Raw genomic sequence first — 21,734 nt, 5'->3', positions numbered from 1 at the left:
TGTGGCTGCGGCTCAAAGCTCCCTACGCCGGTGCAAACCGGATCAGGTTCCAAGGGACTCTCTCAGCCTGGCAGATCCAGGCACCCCCGCTTCAGGTGACCATTTCACTACAAATGGTACGGATTTGCGAGCTACCGCCCTTCAGCCGGGGACCGATCCCTTTACAGCGGAAACGGATCTGACCCCGGCCGAGCGCATCATCGACGCATGGCGTCGATCTACTGGGTACCCAGCGGGTTGGGTGGCTCGCGGCTCACGCGGCGGCGTGCAGGGCCGCCAACAGGGCCTGGCCGGGCGCCGTGGCGAACCAGGCCGGATGCCCGAGCATGAACGGCTGCCAGGCGACGTCGGCATTCGCGGTGGAGCCGGTGACGCCCTCGAAGTACTCCACTTCGGACAGAGCGAAGTCGAAATGGACCATCGGCAGCAGGTCGGCCAGCAGGTGCACGCGCGTGGGCGACAGCGGCAGTTCCTGCCGATAACCCTTCAGCAGGGCCAGGGCGATATCGATGCGTACCGCGTCGGTGCCGCGCTCCAGCTGCAGCCAGGCCACCGCGTTGCGTTCGATCGCGGTGGCCAGGTCGAACAGCGCGCTGGTCGGCGAGGCCAGGCCGAAATCGAGCACCGTGGCAATCGTGCCGTCGTCGTTCCACAGCAGGTTGGAGACGTGCCAGTCGTTGTGCGCCCACAGCCGTGGTTCGTCCTGCAGGCGCGCGGCCAGGCCGTGGTGCCAGGGCAGCACATCGCGGTGCAGTTGTTCTTCCCAGGGAATGCGCGCCAGGTAGCGGGCCAACCCGGGGCGGTTGCCGAGGTCGGCCTTCAGCGCGGCGATCGGGTCATCGGCGCGGATCAGGTCGTCGCGTGCCACCAGCAGATGGGTACTGCGTTGCGGGGCGTGGTAGCCGGTCGCCCCGCGGTGCAGCGCGGCCAGCATGCGCCCTGCCTCGTGGGCCTGGGCGACGTCGGTCAATGGCGACCACGACGGCAGCTCGCGATACAGGTCCTTGCCGGTGCCCACCGCATGCAGTTCGTAGGTCCACTGGCCGTGTTCGAGTGCGGTGCGGCCGTCGTTGCTGGCCAGCACCTGCACCACCGGCATGCCGGCGGCCGCCAGATGCGCGATGAACCGATGTTCTTCTTCCAGGGTTCCCGCACTGCGCACACTGTGGTGGTGGCGCTTGATGAAGACAGGACCGCCCGTGCCGTCGACGATGGCCGCGGCCGACAACGGACGCGGGCTGTGCCAGCGCAGCGTGCTGTCCGCGCCCAGCTGCGGAAAGTGGCCACGCAGCCAGGTGATCTCCTGCGCGTCGATCGCCGGCCAGTCGGCGGCGACCTCGTCGTTGTTGAGGCCCTGCACGCGATGGGGGGAAGAAGTCATGCCACGGCCGCTGCTGAGTAAAGGAACATCCAAGGCTGCGCATTCAACGCCATGGGCGCCACAGACGCAAACGGGCGGGTCATCGACCCGCCCGTCAGGGACGCCATGCGCGGCCTGTGGCCTGCGCCTTTACCAGCCGCGATGGCGGCCGCGGTCGTGGTAGTAACGGTTGTCATGGCGCTCGCGCTGCCAGCGACGGTCATCGCGGCGGTCGTAGCCATAACCGCGGTTGTAGCCCCGGTCATAACGGCGATCGTAGCCACGGTCATAACGGCGGTCATAGCGCCCGTCGTAGCGGCGGTCATGGCGGTCGGAGGTGGTCAGGTTGCCGATGGCGCCGCCGGCAACCGCGCCGCCAACTGTGGCGGCCGGGTCGCCGTTGGAGATCAGGTGACCCGCCACGCCGCCGACGACGGCACCGACCACGGTGCGCTTGTCCTTCCTCGACATCGCGCTGGCATCACTGACCACGGCCACGCCGGCAAGAAGTGCCAGGGCCATCGCCAGACCACGGAAGCTGAGTGCGGAAGTGCTGAGCATGTTGGGTTCTCCTGTGAGGTGCATGCCACGGTGGGCAGGGAGGGCGCTGGGCGCCCCGGCTGCCGTAGGGACCACGCTGGTGCCCGGACATTGCCGGAACATTGCGCCTGATCCCGGTGCGGCTTGCGCATTCATCTAGCGTCAGGCGGCATGAAGCGAGGCTGAAAGCGCTGCGGCCGCTCAGCTGCCAGAAAGGAAAAGGGCCGCAGTACGCGGCCCTTTTCCTGGTCTTTCCCGGCTGGTTCAGTGGCCCATGGCGCGCTGGGCCTGCTTCACCTGCTCCTGCTGGACGTCCTGCTGCTGCAGGACATTGGGTGCACCATGCACCGCACCACTGCTGAGCGCCATGCTCTGCTCGCTGGCAGCACGCGTGTCCACCGCCGCGCGGCAGGCGGCCGGGTCACCGGCGGTGCCCTGTACGGCAAACATGCGCTCGCCGTTGGTGCTGGGCACCACCGAATCGATGCGCTGCATGCCGCTGGCCTGTGCTTCCTTGGTCAGTGCGGCGGCGGCCGCCTCCAGTGCATGACGGTCCTTGAAGGTGCCTGCCGGCAGGCCTTCCATGCCCTTCACGGCCTGGTTGTACATCGGGTTCTGCGGATGGCGCTCGTCATTGAGCAGCGGGCGCTCGCGCGCATCCTTGATCGCATCCAGCGTCTTCGGGCCGATGATGCCGTCCACCGCCAGGCCGTTGTCCTTCTGCAGCTGGCGCACGGCAGCCTCGGTGTTGCGACCGAACTTTCCATCTTCGACCAGCGGCTTGCCGTCGGCACCCACATACCCCAGGTGGCCCAGCTGTTCCTGCGCCCTGCGCACACCTTCGCCGTGCGCACCCTGCTTATGCACTTCGTTGCTGGTCTGCGGCTTTTCCGGCGCTGCCGGCTTCGGCTCGGCCGCACCCTTGGCCTGCGCCTGCTCGTGCGTCTGGCTGCGGTTTTCCAGCAGGTCGCGCGCCTGGTGCAGCGGATCGGAGGCGAACAGCTTCCAGTTCGGGTGGTCCTTCACCTGCTTGAGGTAATCCTCCACCGGCATCGTGTGCACACCCAGCTTGCCGGTGGACTGGCTGATCAGCAGCTTGTCGGTGTTCGGGTCACGCACCACCATCACGATGTGGTCGATGCCATTCCAGTGCTCATGCTTGGTCTTGGCCGTATCCAGGCCGATCACCATGCCTTCCTTCAGCGCCCCCGGCTTGAGGATGTCGTCGCGCTTGAGCAGCACGCCCGACTCCTTGTAGGCCTCGTGCACGATCCCGCCGGAGCCGGCGAAGCCCAGCTTGATCTTGTCGGCGTCGGCGAACACTGCGTGGCCGGCCTTCTGGTTGATCTCGTCCTGGGTCTTGTTGAGCATCGTGCCGACCCAGCCGGAGCAGTCGATGTAGCCCTGGTCGACGTTCTTGCCGGTGACGCCCTTGCCACGGTAGTACTGGCTGGATTCGATGTTGATCGCGTACTTGACGTTGTCGTACTTCACGCCGGCGTTGTAGGCCGCATCCAGCGAAATGCCGGGTGCATCCGGCTTGGCTGCGGCAGCCGTGGCGGTGGCGGCGATGGTCGCGGCACCGGTGGCAACAGCGGCCTGCGCGGCCGGGGCCACGGTCTGCGTCGGTGCGGCCTGCACCGGTGCCGGACGTGCCTGGGCCTCGGTGATCGGCGCGATGTTCTTTTCCGGGATGCTGATCGCGTCGTACTTGCGGTCGTAGTACTGGGCGAAGGTGCTGGCCAGGTCACGATCATTCATCGTGCGCATCTCGGCGCGCGTATGCCCGGTCAGCGCTTCCACGTCACCGCCGATCTGGCCCATGATGCGCGGGCGCATGTCGATCGGATCGCCGTGGCCGTCGCGCACCAGGCCGAACGTGCCGGTGGCGATCGCGGTCTGGATCGAACCGTAACCGGCCGCACCCTGCTGGTGTGCCAGATACAGGTCCAGGCCGCTCGGCTTGTCATCACCGGACAGGTACGGGTGGCCGGTACGGTCATGGCGCTTTTCCATGTCCACCAGGTTGCGCTTGAACATCTCCGCTGCCGCTTCGGTGTTGCGGGTCGGGTCGTATTCGTGGCCGGTCAGGCCGTACTGCTTGGCCGACGACGGCAGGAACTGGAACAGGCCCTTGGCATCGGTCTTGTCGTTGTGCGCGCGTTCGTTGAAGCGGCCACCGGTCTCGATGTGGGCAAAGCGCAGGAAGTCCTCGCTGGCGATGCCCTTGCGCTGTGCAACCTGCTCGATGATGTCGAGAACTTCCTTTCTGCTGTAGTCACGTTGTGCCATGACACTTCCTCTGGGGTTGATGGTGCGGCCTTTGCCGCGATACGCCAACCGGACTCATCCGTGAGTCTTCAACATGTCGGTCAACAGGTGCTGCGGGGTGGTGCGTCTTACTTTTCGACGTAGGCCTTGCGGGCGGCGTCGTAGTGGTACTGGCGTGCATCGGCCGCACCCAGCGCACGGGTCTGCCCCGGGCCGGAAATGGTGGTGCCGGTGGCGGTGACACTGATGCTGGGCAGGTCGCTGCCGGCGACGGCGTTGAAGGCCAGAACGCCCCGGTTGCTGACGCACGGCATCACCTGGCCGTCGTCGCAGGCGGCCGAATTGTCTTCGCCGGTGATCACCGTGCCGAGGCTGGCCCAGACCTGGCCGTCTTCGGATTTCTCATAGTCCGGGTTGAACACCAGCACGGTGTAGCTTTCGATGCTGGTACCGGTGGCGAAGGTGCTGGTCGGCACCGCCAGCACCAGCTTGCCGGCCGGGGTGCGGTACTCCAGCGGCTTGCGCTTGCTGTCGATGTCCGGCGCGCTGCCATAGGCGCCGACGGTGCCGATCCACGGTTCGGCACCCTTGAACACCCAGGGACGATCCGGCTTGTCGCCGGTCAGGGTGAAGGTAGCCTCGGTCAGCGTGACCTGGCTGTCCGGACCGGCTTCGTCCTCGCCGGGCTTGCCGTACTTCTGCGGCGTGTTCCAGGCAAAGCCGGTGTAATAGCGGGTGCCGGCCACGTCGAAGGCGTGGCCGAACCAGAAGGTGGCGACACTGCCATTGGCTACTTCGTACGAAACGGCGCCATCGCCGTCGACGTCGTAGATGAAATACAGCACGCTGCCGGCATCGGGGGGCGTGGCGGTGGCCGTGGTGGCGGGTGTGGCGGAGCTCTGCATCGGGGCAACATCCTGTCGTGGCGCGGTGGCGCCCTGTGGTGACGCGGTCGAAGTCGAGGGGGTGCAGGCGCTGGCAAGCAGCGCAACGAGCAGGCCTGCGAACGTCGCACACAGACGTGGGCGGACACGGGCCAAGCGGGATTGCGGAAGGATCTTCATGCACCTCTCCATGGTTTGCGGGCGTCGGACAGGAAGGCCAACGCAGAACACGCCCCACCCTCGATGAGGGGGAACGTCGTGATGAGCCGGTCGATTCCTTCGACCTCGCATAGGAAAACCCATCGGGTCGGATGATGGCACAGATGCGACGTCGATCACAGGGGGCAGGGGGAGCCTCCCTCCAAAGCGCTGTGAACGGTGTCTCAGATCCTGCCGTCGCGCAGGTAGTCGAACAGTTCCGCGTCGCCCTTCAGCCCCAGCTTGAGCATGGCATCGCCCTTCTGGCGGCTGATGGTGCTGACGCTCTTGTGCAGCTGCAGCGAGATTTCCTTCACCGTCATGCCGGTGCCGAGCAGGCGCAGCACCTCCACTTCGCGCGGCGACAACGGCTTGCCATCGCCCTCGCGCATGCGCCAGCTGCCGGCTTCCTCCACCCGCTCGCGCAGGCTGCGGCTGATGTAGGACTGGCCGCGATAGACCGCCTGGATCGCCTGCGGCAGTTCATCCATCGACGAACTCTTGTCGACCAGGCCGAGCACGCCGCTGTCGAGCACCATGCGCAGGATCGCCAGGTTGTTGGAGACACTGAGCATGAGCACCGGCAGGTCGGGATGGCGGCGGCGGATCATGCCGATCATGGCGAAGCCATCGGCCTGGGGGCTGCCGGGCATCGAATAGTCGGTGACCAGCAGATCGCAGGGCTGGGACGTCAGCAGGGTCATCAGCGCCTGCGCGTTGTCTGCCTCGCCAACGACTCTGCCCACGCCGCTGGATTCGATGACGGCGCGGGTACCGATACGGACCACGGGGTGATCGTCTGCGATGATGATGCGCAAGGTCATGCTCTAGTATGGCCATCGGCACGCCGGACCGCGACCGTCGCGGTCCTTGGCAGAACTTCCAGGAGATCGTTGCAGATGCGCAGCTGGGCGGCTCGTGGACTGGTCCTGTTGGCGACCCTGCTGGCTCTGCCGGCGCTGTCCCAGCCCGCGTCCCTGCCGGGACCGTTGCCGCTCAGCCCCCTGCAGCGCGAGTACCTGACCGCGCATCCTGTTGTCGTTGTTGGACAGTATGACAGTGGATGGCCTCCTTTTGAGTCGATCCAGGACGGCAAGCAGGTGGGCCTCGGCCCCGACTACTTGACGCTTTCGGCCCGGCAGCTTGGCCTGAAAGTGGAGACGCGCCGCTATCCGGACTGGCCCTCCGTGCTGGATGCGGCATGCCGCGGCGAGATCGACGTGGTGATGAACATCGCGCTCAGCGCCGAGCGTACCCGTTGCATGGTCTACACCGCCGCCTATGCCGAAGCACCGCTGGCCATGGTCGGACGTCCCCAGGACCTGCGTGCCTCGGAGGCACCCGATCTGGATGGGCTGCGCGTTGTGGTCGAGCAGGACTTCATGACCGGACCGCAGGTGCGTGCGCGGTTCCCACGGGCACGGCAACTTGTCGCAGACAACACGTTGACGGCGTTACGCATGGTCAGAGACGACAAAGCCGACATTTTCATCGGCAATGCCTACGTAGCCACGGAACTGATCGCCGCCGCCAGGTTGAAGGGTGTGGCGTTGCTGCGGCCCAGCGACCTGCCCCCGGAGCGCTTGCACTTCGGTGTGCCCAACAGCAAGCAGCCGTTGTCCGAAGCACTGGATCTGGCGCTGGCCGCGGTCAGCGAAGCCCAGCGCGACGCCCTCGCGCAGCGCTGGCTGCCACCGCCGCAGTGGTCGGCATCGGCGCAGCTGGCGTTGAGCCAGGCCGAAAAACGCGTGCTGCAGCAGCCGTTGAAGATCGGCTTTGCGCCCAACGCCGCTCCCCTGTCGTTCGCCGACAGGCATGGCAAGCCCAGTGGCCTGACCAATGAATACCTGCAGCGCCTGCTGCAGGCAGGCGCCAACCTGCAGGTTGAAAACAGCCATGACTGGTACGAGGTGCGCGAGAAGGCACGTCGCGGGGAACTGCAGGCGGTGATCGGCATTCCTGCCGATTCACGTTATCTGGGGCCGGAATGGGTGTTCAGCCAACCCTTCATCACCGTGCCCAATGTGATCGTCACCCGCATTGACAGTCCGTCGATGCTGGGCCTGTCCGACCTGGACGGCAAGCGCGTGCTGCTGTCCGATCCGGAGCGCATCCGCGGCTACGTGCAGCAGCAGGCACCATCGGTGAAGATCGTCGCCGCGCGCAGCGCCGAGCAGGCCCTGCAACGCCTTGCTGATGGCGAGGCCGATGCCTACGTGGGCAACCTCGCGCTGGTCGACCAGCTGCTGCGCAACCGCTTTCCGGGGCGCCTGCAACTGGCCGCACCTGCGGGGTTCAACGACCAGCTGGCGCTGGCGGTGGAGCGTCGTCATGCGGCATTGGCCACCACCTTCGACCGCCTGCTGCTGCAGATGGGGCCACGCCAGCGCGAGGCCCTGCGCGGCGATTGGCTGTCGGTGGAGTATCGCGATGGGGTGGACTGGCGCACGCTCCTGCGCTGGGGCCTTCCGCTGCTGCTGGTGCTGGCCACTGCGGTGGCGGTGCACGGGCTGGGCCACTGGCGGTTGCGCCGCGAAGTGGCCGGCCGCCGCGAGCTGGAGCAGCGCCTGGCCGAGGTGACCGACAACCTGCCCGCCATCGTCTATCAGGCCCGCCGCGAAGCGGACGGCACCTTGAGCTTCCCCTTCATTGCCGGCGATGTGCAGTCGATGTTCGGCATCAGCCGCCAGCAGGCGGAGACGGATGGGCAGGCGCTGTTGGCATGCATCGATGCCGATGACCGCCAAAAGGTGTTGCGCGCGATGGAACTGGCGGCGCGCAATTTCGCACCGCTTTCCTTCGAGTTCCAAGTCCATCGCGAAGGAAGCGCACCCTGCTGGGTGCGCAGCCAGGCGCACCCGTATTCCACCGAAGCGGGCGCGGTGACCTGGAGTGGTTACTGGGTGGACGTGAGCCAGGCGCGCGCGCAGGCCGACGCGCTGGCGGCGGCGATGGTCGAAGCCGAACAGGCAGCGGCAGCGAAATCGCGCTTCCTGGCCACCATGAGCCATGAAATCCGCACACCGATGAGCGGTGTGCTGGGCATGCTGGAAGTACTGGCGCATTCGCCGCTGGACGCCGAACAGCAACGCATCCTTGGCGTGATCGAAGACTCGGCGCAGATGCTGCGGCAGATCCTGGACGACATCCTCGACTATTCGCGGATGGAAGCGGGCGCGTTGCGCCTGGAGCCGGTACCGCTGCCGCTGCGGCCCCTGCTGGAGGGGGTGCATCGATTGCTGCTGCCACAGGCCGCGGCGCGTGGCCTGGACCTCCAGCTGGACATCGACGAGCAGCTGGCCCCAGCGCATGAAGTGGATGGCGTGCGTTTTCGACAGATCGTGTTCAACCTGCTCAGCAATGCCATCAAGTTCACCGTGAAGGGTTCGGTGCGGCTGCAGCTGGAGGTACTGGCGCCAACTGCGGAGGATGGCAGCCAGCCGCTGCGCCTGAGCGTCACCGATACCGGTATCGGCATTGCGCCGGAGCAGTTGCCGACCCTGTTCGAACCCTTCACCCAGGCCGGTGCGTACATCCAGCGCGACCATGGGGGCACCGGGCTGGGCCTGAGCATCTGCCGGCGCCTGGTGCAGAAGATGGACGGCGAGCTGAAGCTGGAAAGCACGCTGGGCGAAGGGACGCGGGTCGAGGTGCTGCTGTCGCTGGTGGAGGCGCGCAGCGAGGATGTACTGGCGCTGCAGACAGAGCATCAGCAGAGCGCGCTGCTGCCCCCTGATCTGCGCCAGGCACGGGTGATGGTCATTGAAGACCATCCCACCAACCAGGCGATGATGGCCTGGCGCCTGCAGCAGCTGGGCGTGCCGCATGTGCTGGTCGATGACGGGCAGCAGGCACTGGACCGGCTGGCGGAGGAATCCTTCGATCTGGTCATCACCGATTGCCGAATGCCGGTGCTGGATGGATTCGGCTTCACCCGGCTGCTGCGCGAGCGCGAGGGGCGCAACGGCCAGCCGCGGATGCCGGTGCTGGCGCTGACCGCCAGCGTGCTCGACGACGACGCTCGCCGCTGCCGCGAAGCCGGCATGGATGACGTGCTGGCCAAGCCGTTGTCGTTGGCGACGCTGCGACAGGCGCTGCTGCGCTGGCTGCCGCGCGCAGACGGTGCGGAGGATGAACAGGCCGCCGTGGACAGCGACGATGAACCCGATGGCGATGAGGGACTCCCCGACCTGGCGACCCTGCAGCGGCGCTTTGGTTCACGCGAGATCGCCCGGCAACTGCGGGACAGCCTGCTGAAGGCCAGTGACGAGGACATCGCGGTCCTGCAGCGCGCGCTGCACGAAGGCGACGGGGTGACGGCCGCGCTGCACCTGCATCGCCAGGCCGGTGCGCTGGGGGCGGTGGGTGCACGGGGCCTGGCCGATCGTGCCAACGCGCTGGTGGAACGGTTGCAGGCTGCAGGCGAGGAAGAGATCGCAATGGCGATCGCCGAGGCCGGACAGTTCGTGGTGCATCTGCAGCAGCAGCTGCAGCGCCTGGCTCACTGAGCTGCGTGTTCCTGCAGGTAGGCGATCACCAGTGCGCGACGCTCCGCGCTGGGGAACGCGTTGTACATGCGGGTGCCGGGTACCAGATGGGTGGGCGACTGCAGGAAGGTGTCCAGCGTCTGCGCACTCCACACGATGTCGGCGCGGCGCATGGCCGGGGAGTAGCCGTAATCGGGCAGGCTGCCTGCACGGCGGCCGATCACTCCGTGCAGGTTGGGCCCGTAGCGGTGGATGCCGCCGGCCTTGACGGTGTGGCAGCCGGCACACAGTTCGAACGCCTGCTGCATCGCCTGCTGGCGTGCCTGTTCGGGCGTGCTGGGCGCAGCCGGTGGGCGCTGGCACGCGCTGGCGGCCAGGGTCATGGCAACAACAAGAAGCAGACGAAGGGCGCGCATGGCGGGCAGGATAACGGTCGCACGCAACGTGGGGCTGCGACCGGCGGTCGCAGCCCCATTACCGGTCACATGCCGGAGTAGTTCGGTCCGCCGCCGCCCTGCGGAGTCACCCAGACGATGTTCTGGGTCGGATCCTTGATGTCGCAGGTCTTGCAGTGCACGCAGTTCTGCGCGTTGATCTGCAGCCGCGCATCGTTGCCGTCGCCGACGAACTCGTACACGCCCGCCGGGCAATAACGTGCTTCCGGACCAGCGTACTCGGCCAGGTTCACCTTCACCGGGATGCTCGCATCCTTCAGCGTCAGGTGGCTGGGCTGGTTCTCGTCGTGGTTGGTGCTGCTCAGGAACACCGAGCTGAGGCGGTCGAACGTCAGCACGCCATCGGGCTTGGGATAGGCAATGCGCGCGTGCTTGGATGCCGGCTCCAGGCACGCATGGTCCGGGATGCTGTGGCGCAGGGTCCACGGCGGGTTGCGCACGCCCAGCTTCGGCAGCAGCCACTGCTCGATGCCGGTCATCAGCGTGGCCACGGTCTGGCCCTTCTTGAACCACTGCTTGAAGTTCTTCGACAGCTTCAGTTCGTCGTGCAGCCAGCTGGTCTCAAAGGCGGCCGGGTAGGCGCTGAGTTCGTCGTGCTGGCGATCGGCCACCAGCGCGTCGAAGGCGGCATCGGCGCACAGCATGCCGGTCTTGATCGCCGCGTGGCTGCCCTTGATGCGGCTGACGTTTAGGTAGCCGGCTTCGCAGCCGACCAGTGCACCGCCGGGGAACACGGTCTTCGGCAGCGACATCAGCCCGCCGGCAGTGATCGCACGCGCGCCGTAGCCGATGCGGGTGCCACCTTCCAAGTGCTTGCGGATCGACGGATGGGTCTTGAAGCGCTGGAACTCTTCGAACGGGCTCAGCCACGGGTTCTTGTAGTCCAGGCCGACCACGTAGCCGATGGCGACCTTGCCGCCGTCGGCGTGGTACAGGAACGCACCACCGTAGGTATCGGTGTCCAGCGGCCAGCCGGCGGCGTGCACCACCAGGCCCGGCTCATGCTTGGCCGGGTCGATCTGCCACAGTTCCTTGATGCCGATGCCGTAGGCCTGCGGATCCTTGCCTTCGTCCAGCTTGAAACGGCTGATCAGCTGGCGGCCGAGATGGCCGCGCGCGCCTTCGGCGAAGATCGTGTACTTCGCCTGCAGCGCCATGCCGCGTTCGAACGCCGGGCCGATGCTGCCGTCCTTTTCGATGCCCATGTCGCCAGTGGCCACGCCGATCACCGCGCCGTCATCGCCGTACAGCACTTCGGCGGCGGCAAAGCCCGGGAAGATCGCCACTTCCAGCGCTTCGGCCTGCTGCGCCAGCCAGCGGGTGACCTCGCCCAGGCTGATGATGTAGTTGCCTTCGTTGTGGAAGCACTCGGGCAGCAGCGCGTGCGGGGTGGTGCGCGCGCCGGTCTCGCTGAGGAACAGGAACTCGTCGCGGGTGACCTTCTGCTTCAGCGGCGCGCCGCGCTCGGCCCAGTCCGGGAACAGCTCGGTCAGCGCGCGCGGGTCCATCACCGCGCCGGACAGCACGTGCGCGCCGGGCTCGGAGCCCTTCTCCAGCACACAGACCGACAGTTCACGACCGGCTTCGATCGCGCGCTGGCGCAGGCGGATCGCGGTGGCCAGGCCGGCCGGGCCGGCACCGACGATGACCACGTCGAATTCCATGACTTCACGCGGGGGCAGGGCGTTGGCTTCAGCACTCATCGATTGCATGACTCGTGGGTAGTGCCGGCATCGGGGCCACCGGCGGTTGCCTGGGAATCGCGCGTGCAGCCACGGGCGAAACGGTTGTTTGAATGTTGTCAGGGTACCGGGCTGCGCGTGATCGAGCTAGATCGCCGATGTTCACACCGCGATTGCTGCAGTGCAGCGTACGCAGCGTCGGTAGCCGCCAACCTTGGTTGGCGTCCGCAGAAACCCCAGCGCCGACCGAGGTCGGTCTCTACCAGCACACCAAACCCACCCGGATGACCGACAATGGCCAGGTCCCGTCTGCGTGTGAGTGCCATGGCTTTGGATCCGTACGACCTGTTCGATGTCCGTTCCCTGCTCAGCGAGGAAGAGCGCGCAGTCCAGGAAAGCGTGGCCCGCTTCACCAACGAGCGCGTGCTGCCGATCATCGGCGATGCCTTCGACCAGGCGCGCTTCCCGTCGGAACTGGTGCCGGAGATCGCCTCGCTTGGCCTGCTCGGCGCCACCCTGCCGGCCGAGTACGGCGGCGGCGACCTTGGCGCGGTCAGTTACGGGCTGATCTGCCAGGAGCTGGAGCGCGGTGATTCGGGCCTGCGCAGCTTCGTGTCGGTGCAGAGCTCGCTGTGCATGTATCCCATCTACGCGTACGGCAGTGAAGAACAGCGCCGGCAGTGGCTGCCGGCAATGGCGCGCGGCGAGCTGATCGGCTGCTTCGGCCTGACCGAGGCACACGGCGGTTCCGACCCGGCCAGCATGAAGACCCGCGCGGTGCGCGATGGCAGCGACTGGCGCATCAGCGGCAGCAAGATGTGGATCACCAGCGGCCCGGTGGCCGACCTGGCCATCATCTGGGCGCAGACCGAAGACGGCATCCAGGGCTTCGTGCTGGAGAAGGGCATGCCCGGTTTCACCACCCAGGAAATCAAGCACAAGATGAGCCTACGCGCTTCGCTGACCGGCGCGCTGTTCTTCGACGACGTGCGCGTGCCCGACAGCCACCGCCTGCCGAACGTGAAGGGGCTGAAGGGGCCGCTGGGCTGCCTGACCCAGGCGCGTTTCGGCATCAGCTGGGGCCCGATCGGCTCGGCCATCGCCTGCTTGGATGAAGCGCTGGGCTATGCCAAGGAGCGCGTGCTGTTCGGTCGTCCGCTGGCCGCCACGCAGAGCGCGCAGATCAAGCTGGCCGACATGGCCCGGCGCATCACCATGGCGCAGCTGCTGGCGCTGCAGCTGGGCCGCCTGAAGGAAGCCGGTCAGGTGCAGCCGCAGCAGGTCAGCCTGGCCAAGTGGAACAACTGCCGCATGGCGATCGACATCGCCCGCGAATGCCGCGATCTGCTGGGCGGCGCCGGCATCACCACCGAGCACGTGGCGATCCGGCATGCGCTGAACCTGGAATCGGTGATCACCTATGAAGGCACCGAGACCGTGCACCAGCTGGTGATCGGGCGTGAGCTGACCGGCATCAACGCGTTCTGAGTGCACCGGTAGTGCCGGCCGCTGGCCGGCATTGCCGAGTAGGGTGGGCGGCAAAGGACGCCTATCCGGAGATGCAAGCTGAATGAAGAACAATCCCTCTGTAAGGCTGCTGTGCCTCCCGCTGCTCTTCCAAGCCTCCGTGCTGCAGATGGCGTGGGCAGGCAACAGGGATGATGGGGCATGGGCAGGCAGCTATTCGCAGGCGAGCGATCTGTGTACCGAACCGGGCAGCGGGCGTAGTTGCCGCGATGGATTCAGGGACAGCCTGTCGATTGTCGGAGAATCACTGGGCTACAGGGTTGAGCTGCACAGTACCCAGGCGATGCAGCACGTCTGCTCCTTTGTGCTGCACATGAAGCCAGAGGGCGGAAAGCTGATTCATCAGTCCGAACTAGGCACAGTGGCTATCGAGAAACATGCAGGTGCGCTGAGAGTCTTATCCGGCGGAATCGACCCGACGGCAACGGGTTTGGGATTGTGCGGCACGCATGCTGATATTGATGGTCTGGAGTTTTCTTCTGTGGGCAATCGCACGCGTTCCAGGTAACGCCATGGCGCCCGCACCTGATTGATCCAGCCGGAAGACATCCACGCATGGCGTGGATCTACTGCGCGGCTGTTGGGTCCGCCTTGAAGCGAGCCGAGCACCGCAGGTCCGGCGGGGGCGAAGAGGCGCGGGTGTCTGAGCGCAGCGAGTTCCGCGCCGTCCCCCGGCGGGCCGAGGAGCGCAGGGTACCGGTGCGCAGCACCGGCTCGCGGATGGCGGCGCGTTTCTTTTGGTTACTTTTCTTTCCGCGCGGAAAGAAAAGTAACGCCCATGAACGCATGCGCGCGCTTCAGCAATCGGGCGCAAGGGAGAAGCATGGCCTCACGCGCCGCCGGCAAACCCGTGCTGGAGCCACGCTTCGTACATCACCACCGCAACGGTGTTTGACAGGTTGAGGCTGCGGTTGTCCGGCCGCATCGGCAGGCGCAGGCGACAACCATCGGGCAGGGCATCGAGCACGTCCTGCGGCAGGCCACGACTTTCCGGGCCGAACAGGAAGGCATCACCGTCTTCGAACGCCACGCTGTCATAGCGGACGCTGGCACGCGTACTCAGGGCGAACAACCGCTTCGGTGCGATCCGTGCCAGCGCAGTGTCCAGGTCTGGATGCACCTGCAGGCGCGAGTACTCGTGGTAGTCCAGGCCGGCGCGCTTGAGCTGCTTGTCTTCCAGTGCGAAGCCGAGCGGCTCGACCAGGTGCAACTGCGCGCCGGTGTTGGCGCAGAGCCGGATCACATTGCCCGTGTTGGGCGGGATTTCCGGTTGGAACAGGATCACGTGGAACTGGGGCGCGGCATTCATCGGCGCAGTGTACCTGCGACGGCCGCCGCCTTTACGACGCACGCCCTGCACGGGGCAGGGCGGACGTCGCTTACGGGCGCAGCAGGACCTGGGCGGTTTCGGCAGCGAAGGCCTGCAACTGGGCGGCGCTCGGACGCACCTGCAGGGCCGGCAGGTTGACGATCACCTGGTTGGCGACGCTGGTGGCGGCGGCGGCCAGGGTGGCGGCGTAGCGCTGGGCTTCCTGCTCGGCAGCCAGGGCGACACGCTGCTCCAGGCTCGGGCGGACTTCAACCGAGGCCAGGGTGGTGACCGGCAGCGCGGCGGCGACCGGGCTGGCGATGAAGCCGTCGCGTTCGGCCAGCTGGTCGACGCTCGGGCGCACTTCGACAGTGGCCAGGGTCGGGATGCCGCTGGCCTGTTCCCAGGCCTGCTGGACCAGCTGGTCGGCGGCCGGGCGGACCTGCACGGTGGACAGGGTCTTGATGGATTCGGAGGCCTGCACCGACGAAACAACCGCGGTGCCGGCGATCAGGGCGATGGCGATGGCAATGGTCTTGGCGTTCATGACGGGGCCTGTTTAGTGTTGGTGAGCAGTGGTGTGGTAGTAAGGTAGAACACCAATTCTGGGGATGCAAGCGGAATTTTCGATTTCCTGCTTTTGTTCAGTCTTCAGTCAGGTTTTGTCTGAAGCCCTTGTTGGCGCAGGAAGTACAAAGCAATCCCCGTGCCAACTTTTACTCATTGATTCATAAGAGTTTTATGGCGGGCGGAAAGTGTCCGGCGGGCGGACACCTGTCCATTCGGGGTGCCGCGGACACTGTCCGGACGTGAATCACCGCCGTTCGTGACCCTGAAAAGGTGATCGCGATGGCCGATGTGGCCGATCACCCCCAGTGACTGGTGGCCGATACCGGTGGCCGCACGCCCGCGCTAGGATCGGGATTCACCTATGTGACCAAGGACCCGGATATGTCGCTCACCCTGCGCCCGCGCGCCGCGCTGCTCGCTGTTGCTCTCAGTACTGCTCTCGGCACGCTCGCGCCGACCTACGCGCTGGCGGCCAAGCCGGCTGCGACCAGCAAGGTCGATATCCCGTTCGAGCAGTTCACCCTGCCCAACGGCCTGCGCGTGGTGGTGCATACCGATCGCAAGGCACCGATCGTTGCGGTCAACATCTGGTACCACGTCGGCAGCAAGGACGAGCCCGCCGGCCGTACCGGTTTCGCGCATCTGTTCGAGCACCTGATGTTCCAGAGCAGCGAGAACCACGACGGCGAGTACTTCGAGCCCTTCAAGCAGGTGGGTGCCACCGGCCAGAACGGCACCACCAATACCGACCGCACCAATTACTTCGAGAACGTGCCGACCACCGCGCTGGACATGGCGCTGTGGATGGAATCGGACCGCATGGGCCATCTGGTTGGCGCGATCGACCAGGCCGCGCTCGACGAGCAGCGTGGTGTGGTGCAGAACGAGAAGCGGCAGGGCGAGAACCAGCCCTATGGCCAGGTGTGGGAACAGCTCAACCGCGCGCTGTATCCGGTGGGCCACCCGTACCACCACAGCGTGATCGGCTCGATGAACGATCTCAATGCCGCCTCGCTGGACGACGTCAAGACCTGGTTCCGCACCTGGTACGGCCCGAACAACGCGGTGCTGGTGCTGGCCGGTGACATCGATCTGGCCACCGCCAAGGAAAAGGCGGCCAAGTACTTCGGCAGCATCCCGGCCGGCCCGACCATGGCGCAGCCGAAGGTGGACGTGGCCAAGCGCCCAGCCGACACCCGCGAGGTGATGACCGACAAGGTGCCGCAGGCGCGCATCTACCGCGCCTGGAACGTGGCCCAGGTCGGCACCACCGACATCGACCAGCTGCAGCTGCTGGCCTACGTGCTCGGCGGCGCCAAGTCTTCGCGCCTGAGCCAGCGCCTGCAGCACCAGGACAAGCTGGTGGACAACATCAGCGCAGGCGCCTACGCCTCGCAGCTGGGTTCCAACTTCATGGTGATGGCCACGGTGAAGCAGGGCCAGGATCCGGCCAAGGTCGAAAAGATCATCGATGAGGAAATCGAACGCCTGCTCAAGGACGGCCCGACCGCCGAAGAGCTGGCACGCGCCAAGACCGGCTCCCGTGCCGGTTTCATCCGCGGAATCGAGCGCATCGGCGGCTTCGGCGGCAAGGCCGACGCGCTGGCCGAATGCACCGTCTACACCGGCGACCCGGGTTGCTTCCGCACTTCGCTGGCCAACATCGACAAGGCCACGGCTGCCGACCTCAAGCGCCTGGGCGCGCAGTGGCTGGACAAGGGCAGCCACACCCTGGTGGTCGAGCCGGGTGAACGCGTTGCGCTGAAGGAAGATCCGTCGCAGGCGCCGAAGCCGTTCAACGTGCCGGCCGTGGACAGCAAGTACAGCACCCTGCCCGAGCAGGTGGACCGCAAGGCCGGCGTGCCGCAGACCCGCGAGTTCCCGCAGCTGAAGTTCCCGGCACTGCAGCGCGCCACGCTGAAGAACGGCACTCAGGTGGTGCTGGCCGAACGCCATGAAATTCCGGTGGTGCAGTTCAGCTACCAGTTCCCGGGCGGCTTCACCGCTGACCAGGGCCGCAAGCCGGGCACCGCCAACTTCACCATGAGCCTGATGACCGAAGGTGCCGGCAAGCTGGGTTCGCTGGCCTTCGCCGATGCGGCCGATGCGCTGGGTGCGGACCTCGATGCTTCCGCCGGCCTGGATTCGGTGGACGTGGAACTGTCCGCGCTGAAGGAAAACCTGGTGCCGTCGCTGGCGCTGTATGCCAGCCTGCTGCGCGAGCCGCGCTTCGAGCAGAGCGAGATCGACCGGGTCAAGGCGACCTGGATCGCCGGCATCCAGCAGGAGAAGGTCAACCCGGGTGCGGTGGCGATGCGCGTGCTGCCGCCGCTGCTGTACGGCAAGGGCCACCCGTACGCGATCCCGTTCACCGGCAGCGGTGACGAAGCGGCGATCAGCAGCCTCGGCCGCGAGGACCTGGTCGACTTCCACCGCGACTGGCTGCGTCCGCAGGACGGCACCCTGATCGTGGTCGGCGATACCACCTTGGCCGAGATCGTGCCGCTGCTGGACAAGCAGCTGGGTGACTGGAAGGCCACCGGTGATGCGCCGACGATCAAGGCCACCACCGCCGTGGCACTGCCGAAGCGCCCGCGCGTGTTCCTGATCGACCAGCCGGGCGCGGTGCAGGCCAACCTGTTCGCCGGCCAGGTCGTGCCGCCGTCCAGCGACGCCAGCTCGACCCGCTTCGACATCGCCAACGGTGTGATCGGTGGCGACTTCACCTCGCGCCTGAACATGAACCTGCGCGAGGACAAGCACTGGTCCTACGGTGCCCGCACCAGCGCCAGCAACACCGTGGGCCAGCGCCCGTGGATGGCGATGGCACCGGTGCAGATCGACAAGACCGGCCCGGCCATGGCCGAAATGCGCAAGGAGATCGCCGAGTTCGCCAACGGCAGCAAGCCGGCGACCGACGCTGAAGTGGCGCGCATCCGCAACATCCAGACCCTGAGCCTGCCCGGTGCCTACGAGACCGCCAGCGCGGTGGCCGCGACCATCGGCACGATCGTGCAGTTCAAGCGTCCGGATGACTACGTGCTGCGCCGCAAGGCTGAGATCGAAGCAATGACCCCGGCACAGGTGCAGCAGGCGGCGGCGGAGATCAAGCCGCAGGCGTTGACCTGGGTGGTGGTGGGTGACCTCAAGCAGACCGAAGCGGCCGTACGCGCCTTGAACCTGGGCGAAGTGACCGTGATCGATGCCGAAGGCAACCCGGTAAAGAAGTAAGGCAATACGCCGGCCAAGGGTCGGATCCCTCCCCTCGGGAGGGCTCCGACCCCGTCGTGCTCTGGGGTCAGAGCCCCCTGCGGGGGATCCGACCCCGCTCCGGCTATCCCTGATTCAGACGGTTCAGGCACACTCCTGACATTCCCTTCCAGGATCCTGCCCATGCGCGTTCTGCTGCTGTCGTCCCTGTTGCTCACCGTCACCGCCTGCACCTGGGTGCCGATCGAACCGGCCGGCAAGGCGACCCGCGTGCTGCCGGCAGGCCCGGTACCGGCCGGCTGCATCTCCAAGGGCGAAGTGGTGGTGACCGTGAAGAGCAAGGTCGGTTTCTACAACCGCAACCCGCTGCGCGTGCAGGAAGAGCTGGAAACCCTGGCCCGCAACGAGGCTCCGACCACCGGTGCGAACGCCGTGCAGGCCGCTGCAGCGCCCGCCGATGGCAGCCAGCGCTTCGCTGCTTTCCAGTGCCCGCCACGCTGAATCCTTCACCATACGGCCAGGGCTGAATTCGTAAAGATGCGGTGAAGGCCCGGGGGGTTATAGAATAGCGCCCCCTTTGCCTGAGCCTTGGCGCTAACCTCGATGCTCTTCAAGAATGTCTCGATTGCCGGCCTGGCTCACGTTGATGCGCCGCACACGCTGACGACCAAGGAAATCAACGAACGGCTGCAGCCGACGCTGGATCGCCTTGGTATCCGTACCGATGTCCTCGGTGACATCGCCGGCATCCACGCACGCCGCCTGTGGGACAACGGCGTGCTGGCGTCCGACGCGGCCACCATGGCCGGCCGCAAGGCGCTGGAAGACGCAGGCATCGATGCGACGCAGGTGGGCCTGTTGATCAACACTTCGGTCAGCCGTGACTACCTGGAGCCGTCCACCGCGTCCATCGTGTCCGGCAACCTCGGTGTCAGCGACGAATGCATGACCTTCGACGTCGCCAATGCCTGCCTGGCCTTCATCAACGGCATGGACATCGCGGCGCGCATGCTCGAGCGCGGTGAGATCGACTACGCGCTGGTGGTGGATGGCGAGACCGCCAACCTGGTGTACGAAAAGACCCTGGAGCGGATGACCGCGCCGGACGTCACCGCCGACGACTTCCGCAACGAGCTGGCGGCGCTGACCACCGGTTCCGGTGCGGCTGCGATGGTGATGGCCCGTTCGGAGCTGGTGCCCGACGCGCCGCGCTACAAGGGCGGCGTGACCCGCTCGGCCACCGAGTGGAACCAGCTGTGCCTGGGCAACCTGGACCGCATGGTCACCGACACCCGCATGCTGCTGATCGAGGGCATCAAGCTGGCCCAGAAGACCTTCACCGCCGCCAAGATCGCACTGGGCTGGGCCGTGGAAGAGCTGGACCAGTTCGTCATCCACCAGGTCAGCCAGCCGCACACCGCGGCGTTCATCAAGAATTTCGGCATCGACCCGAAGAAGGTCATGACCATCTTCGGCGAGCACGGCAACATCGGTCCGGCCTCGGTGCCGATCGTGCTGAGCAAGCTCAAGCAGCTGGGCAAGCTGAAGAAGGGCGACCGCATCGCGCTTCTGGGCATCGGCTCGGGCCTGAACTGCTCGATGGCCGAAGTGGTCTGGTAAGACCCTTCTGCCAGACTCCCTGTAGAGCCGAGCCCACGCTCGGCTCACGCGCGCAGCGCGGTTCTTCCGCGGCCTGACCGGAGAGCAGCCAAGCATCGGCTCGGCTCAACACTGCGCCGCGATTCTTCCAAGGTGCTCCGCATGCGCGATCTTCCCGGTTACCCCGCCCACCCGCAGCGTTTCGAGGTCCGCCCCGGCCTGTCGATGAACTATCTCGACGAAGGCCCGCGCGACGGCGAGGTGGTGGTGATGGTGCACGGCAACCCGTCGTGGAGCTATTACTGGCGCACGCTCGTGGCCGGTCTGTCGGACCGCTACCGCTGCATCGTGCCGGACCATATCGGCATGGGCCTGTCGGACAAGCCCGACGACAGCCGCTACGAGTACACGCTGCAGTCGCGCGTGGATGATCTGGATGCGCTGCTGAAGCATCTGGGCATCACCGGCCCGGTGACCCTGGCCGTGCACGACTGGGGCGGCATGATCGGCTTCGGCTGGGCGCTGGCGCACCACGACCAGGTCAAGCGCCTGGTGGTGCTCAACACCGCCGCGTTCCCGATGCCGGCGGCCAAGAAGATGCCGTGGCAGATCGCGCTCGGGCGGCACTGGAAGATCGGCGAGTGGATCATCCGCACCTTCAATGCGTTCTCGTCCGGTGCGTCGTGGCTGGGCGTGGAGCGGAAGATGCCGGCCGACGTGCGCCGCGCCTACGTGTCGCCGTACAACAGCTACGCCAACCGCATCAGCACCATCCGCTTCATGCAGGACATCCCGCTGTCTCCGGCCGACAAGGCGTGGTCACTGCTGGAGCGTGCCGGCAAGGCGCTGCCGTCCTTCGCTGATCGCCCGGCCTTCCTCGGCTGGGGCCTGCGCGATTTCGTGTTCGATCACCACTTCCTGAAGGGCTTCCAGGCCGCATTGCCGCGGGCGCAGGTACATGCCTTCGAAGATGCCGGTCACTACGTGCTGGAAGACAAGCATGAAGTGCTGGTGCCGGAGATCCGCGCGTTCCTGGACAAGAACCCGATCTGAGAGGTGTGCCGACCAACGGTCGGCACCCACCGGGAGAAGGAGTGGGTAGGTGCCGACCGTTGGTCGGCACACCGGACTACGCCGCGATCGGGGCCTGCGGCGAGGGGCTGTTGCCGTTGTCGTCCGGGTGGTCGTCGTCGTTGCCTGCTTCGTCGCGCCAGCGCCAGTCGGCCAGGGTCAGCGGATCCAGGCCATAGGCGATGCGCGCCTTGTCGCACTGCGGGCTGGCCTTGCCGTACTCCCACGACGCATCCACCTCGCGGCACACGCTGGGCCGGTTGGGGTGGATCGTGCAGCGCGAATAGACGCCGATCTGCGCATCCAGCGCCACGCAGCGCACCGGCTTGGAATGGGTGCCGCGCATGCACAGGCGATGCGGGTCGAGCACCTCGGTGAGCTGGTGCGGCACGCCGCCGGGGGTGACCTCGTCCGATTCCATCCAGTGGAAGGCCACGCGGTACTGGGTGCAGCAGGCGCCGCAGGTCATGCAGGGATGTTGCATGGGCAAGCCGCCTCGGGCGGCATCGGGAAAGGGACGAGGATGCGGATTTTCCACGCTGGCGGCCGCCGCGCAAGAAATTCCGTAAGC

At 66.4% G+C, this 21,734-nt stretch carries 17 protein-coding genes and 1 riboswitch; of the genes, 7 read left to right on the top strand and 10 right to left on the bottom strand.

From position 1 onward, the window contains the following. Window positions 1-2: 2 nt before the first annotated feature. Window positions 3-98: riboswitch (TPP riboswitch) on the bottom strand. Between the two features lie 155 nt (window positions 99-253). From MRBLST15_RS15670 to MRBLST15_RS15650, 5 genes are all read right to left on the bottom strand, one after another. After that, on the bottom strand, window positions 254-1,381 hold the full coding sequence (locus MRBLST15_RS15670; RefSeq protein WP_367786661.1) for a phosphotransferase enzyme family protein: 1,128 nt from the start codon (window positions 1,379-1,381) through the stop codon (window positions 254-256). Window positions 1,382-1,510: 129 nt separating this feature from the next. After that, complete coding sequence (locus MRBLST15_RS15665; RefSeq protein WP_059063181.1) at window positions 1,511-1,921, bottom strand: glycine zipper 2TM domain-containing protein; 411 nt, start codon at window positions 1,919-1,921, stop codon at window positions 1,511-1,513. 243 nt (window positions 1,922-2,164) lie between these two features. Continuing rightward, window positions 2,165-4,192 (bottom strand): peptidoglycan-binding protein, encoded by a 2,028-nt coding sequence (locus MRBLST15_RS15660; RefSeq protein WP_265951698.1) that lies wholly within the window; start codon window positions 4,190-4,192, stop codon window positions 2,165-2,167. A gap of 107 nt (window positions 4,193-4,299) precedes the next feature. Further along, the gene (locus tag MRBLST15_RS15655; protein WP_367786658.1) at window positions 4,300-5,076 is read right to left on the bottom strand and encodes a hypothetical protein; all 777 of its coding nucleotides are present in this window, start codon (window positions 5,074-5,076) and stop codon (window positions 4,300-4,302) included. A gap of 362 nt (window positions 5,077-5,438) precedes the next feature. Further along, a complete protein-coding gene (locus tag MRBLST15_RS15650) occupies window positions 5,439-6,077 on the bottom strand; it encodes a response regulator transcription factor (protein WP_265951700.1) in 639 nt (212 codons plus the stop codon). 75 nt (window positions 6,078-6,152) lie between these two features. Here MRBLST15_RS15650 and MRBLST15_RS15645 point away from each other — a divergent pair, with 75 nt between their 5' ends. Then, window positions 6,153-9,761, top strand: a complete 3,609-nt coding sequence (locus MRBLST15_RS15645) for an ATP-binding protein (protein ID WP_367786656.1) — start codon at window positions 6,153-6,155, stop codon at window positions 9,759-9,761. Here MRBLST15_RS15645 and MRBLST15_RS15640 read toward each other — a convergent pair. Together MRBLST15_RS15640 and MRBLST15_RS15635 are read right to left on the bottom strand one after the other, a co-directional pair. Next, window positions 9,755-10,156, bottom strand: coding sequence for a c-type cytochrome (locus tag MRBLST15_RS15640; RefSeq protein ID WP_367786654.1), 402 nt, complete (start codon window positions 10,154-10,156; stop codon window positions 9,755-9,757). The genes MRBLST15_RS15645 and MRBLST15_RS15640 overlap by 7 nt on opposite strands. A 65-nt stretch (window positions 10,157-10,221) precedes the next feature. After that, a complete protein-coding gene (locus tag MRBLST15_RS15635; RefSeq protein ID WP_367786652.1) occupies window positions 10,222-11,898 on the bottom strand; it encodes an electron transfer flavoprotein-ubiquinone oxidoreductase in 1,677 nt (558 codons plus the stop codon). Window positions 11,899-12,201: 303 nt separating this feature from the next. On the opposite strand from MRBLST15_RS15635, the gene MRBLST15_RS15630 reads away from it, so the two are divergent. After that, a complete protein-coding gene (locus MRBLST15_RS15630; RefSeq protein ID WP_108267387.1) occupies window positions 12,202-13,365 on the top strand; it encodes an acyl-CoA dehydrogenase family protein in 1,164 nt (387 codons plus the stop codon). Between the two features lie 82 nt (window positions 13,366-13,447). After that, the gene (locus MRBLST15_RS15625; RefSeq protein WP_265951703.1) at window positions 13,448-13,912 is read left to right on the top strand and encodes a hypothetical protein; all 465 of its coding nucleotides are present in this window, start codon (window positions 13,448-13,450) and stop codon (window positions 13,910-13,912) included. Window positions 13,913-14,233: 321 nt separating this feature from the next. On the opposite strand, the gene MRBLST15_RS15620 is transcribed toward MRBLST15_RS15625, so the two are convergent. Together MRBLST15_RS15620 and MRBLST15_RS15615 are read right to left on the bottom strand one after the other, a co-directional pair. Next, window positions 14,234-14,713 carry a tRNA (cytidine(34)-2'-O)-methyltransferase gene (locus MRBLST15_RS15620; protein WP_367786650.1) on the bottom strand — a complete coding sequence of 160 codons (480 nt, stop codon included), beginning with the start codon at window positions 14,711-14,713 and terminating at the stop codon, window positions 14,234-14,236. Between the two features lie 70 nt (window positions 14,714-14,783). Beyond that, window positions 14,784-15,260, bottom strand: a complete 477-nt coding sequence (locus tag MRBLST15_RS15615) for a hypothetical protein (protein WP_265951704.1) — start codon at window positions 15,258-15,260, stop codon at window positions 14,784-14,786. Window positions 15,261-15,664: 404 nt separating this feature from the next. Here MRBLST15_RS15615 and MRBLST15_RS15610 point away from each other — a divergent pair, with 404 nt between their 5' ends. The 4 genes from MRBLST15_RS15610 to MRBLST15_RS15595 all read left to right on the top strand — a co-directional run bounded on the left by MRBLST15_RS15610 (window position 15,665) and on the right by MRBLST15_RS15595 (window position 21,145). Next, complete coding sequence (locus tag MRBLST15_RS15610) at window positions 15,665-18,514, top strand: M16 family metallopeptidase (RefSeq protein WP_312704941.1); 2,850 nt, start codon at window positions 15,665-15,667, stop codon at window positions 18,512-18,514. A gap of 162 nt (window positions 18,515-18,676) precedes the next feature. After that, window positions 18,677-18,994, top strand: coding sequence for a DUF4156 domain-containing protein (locus MRBLST15_RS15605; protein ID WP_025875855.1), 318 nt, complete (start codon window positions 18,677-18,679; stop codon window positions 18,992-18,994). A 102-nt stretch (window positions 18,995-19,096) separates the two neighbouring features. Continuing rightward, window positions 19,097-20,113, top strand: a complete 1,017-nt coding sequence (locus MRBLST15_RS15600; RefSeq protein WP_025875853.1) for a 3-oxoacyl-ACP synthase III — start codon at window positions 19,097-19,099, stop codon at window positions 20,111-20,113. 141 nt (window positions 20,114-20,254) lie between these two features. Further along, window positions 20,255-21,145, top strand: a complete 891-nt coding sequence (locus MRBLST15_RS15595; protein WP_312704942.1) for an alpha/beta fold hydrolase — start codon at window positions 20,255-20,257, stop codon at window positions 21,143-21,145. A 76-nt stretch (window positions 21,146-21,221) separates the two neighbouring features. Here the strand turns inward: MRBLST15_RS15595 and MRBLST15_RS15590 are convergent, their stop codons facing one another. Beyond that, window positions 21,222-21,647, bottom strand: a complete 426-nt coding sequence (locus tag MRBLST15_RS15590) for a YkgJ family cysteine cluster protein (RefSeq protein ID WP_004135417.1) — start codon at window positions 21,645-21,647, stop codon at window positions 21,222-21,224. Window positions 21,648-21,734 lie beyond the last annotated feature (87 nt).

The organism is Stenotrophomonas sp. LST15-1-1.1 (assembly GCF_040815575.1).
GTDB lineage: Bacteria > Pseudomonadota > Gammaproteobacteria > Xanthomonadales > Xanthomonadaceae > Stenotrophomonas > Stenotrophomonas lactitubi_B.
This window is presented reverse-complemented; position numbering and strand designations above follow the sequence as displayed.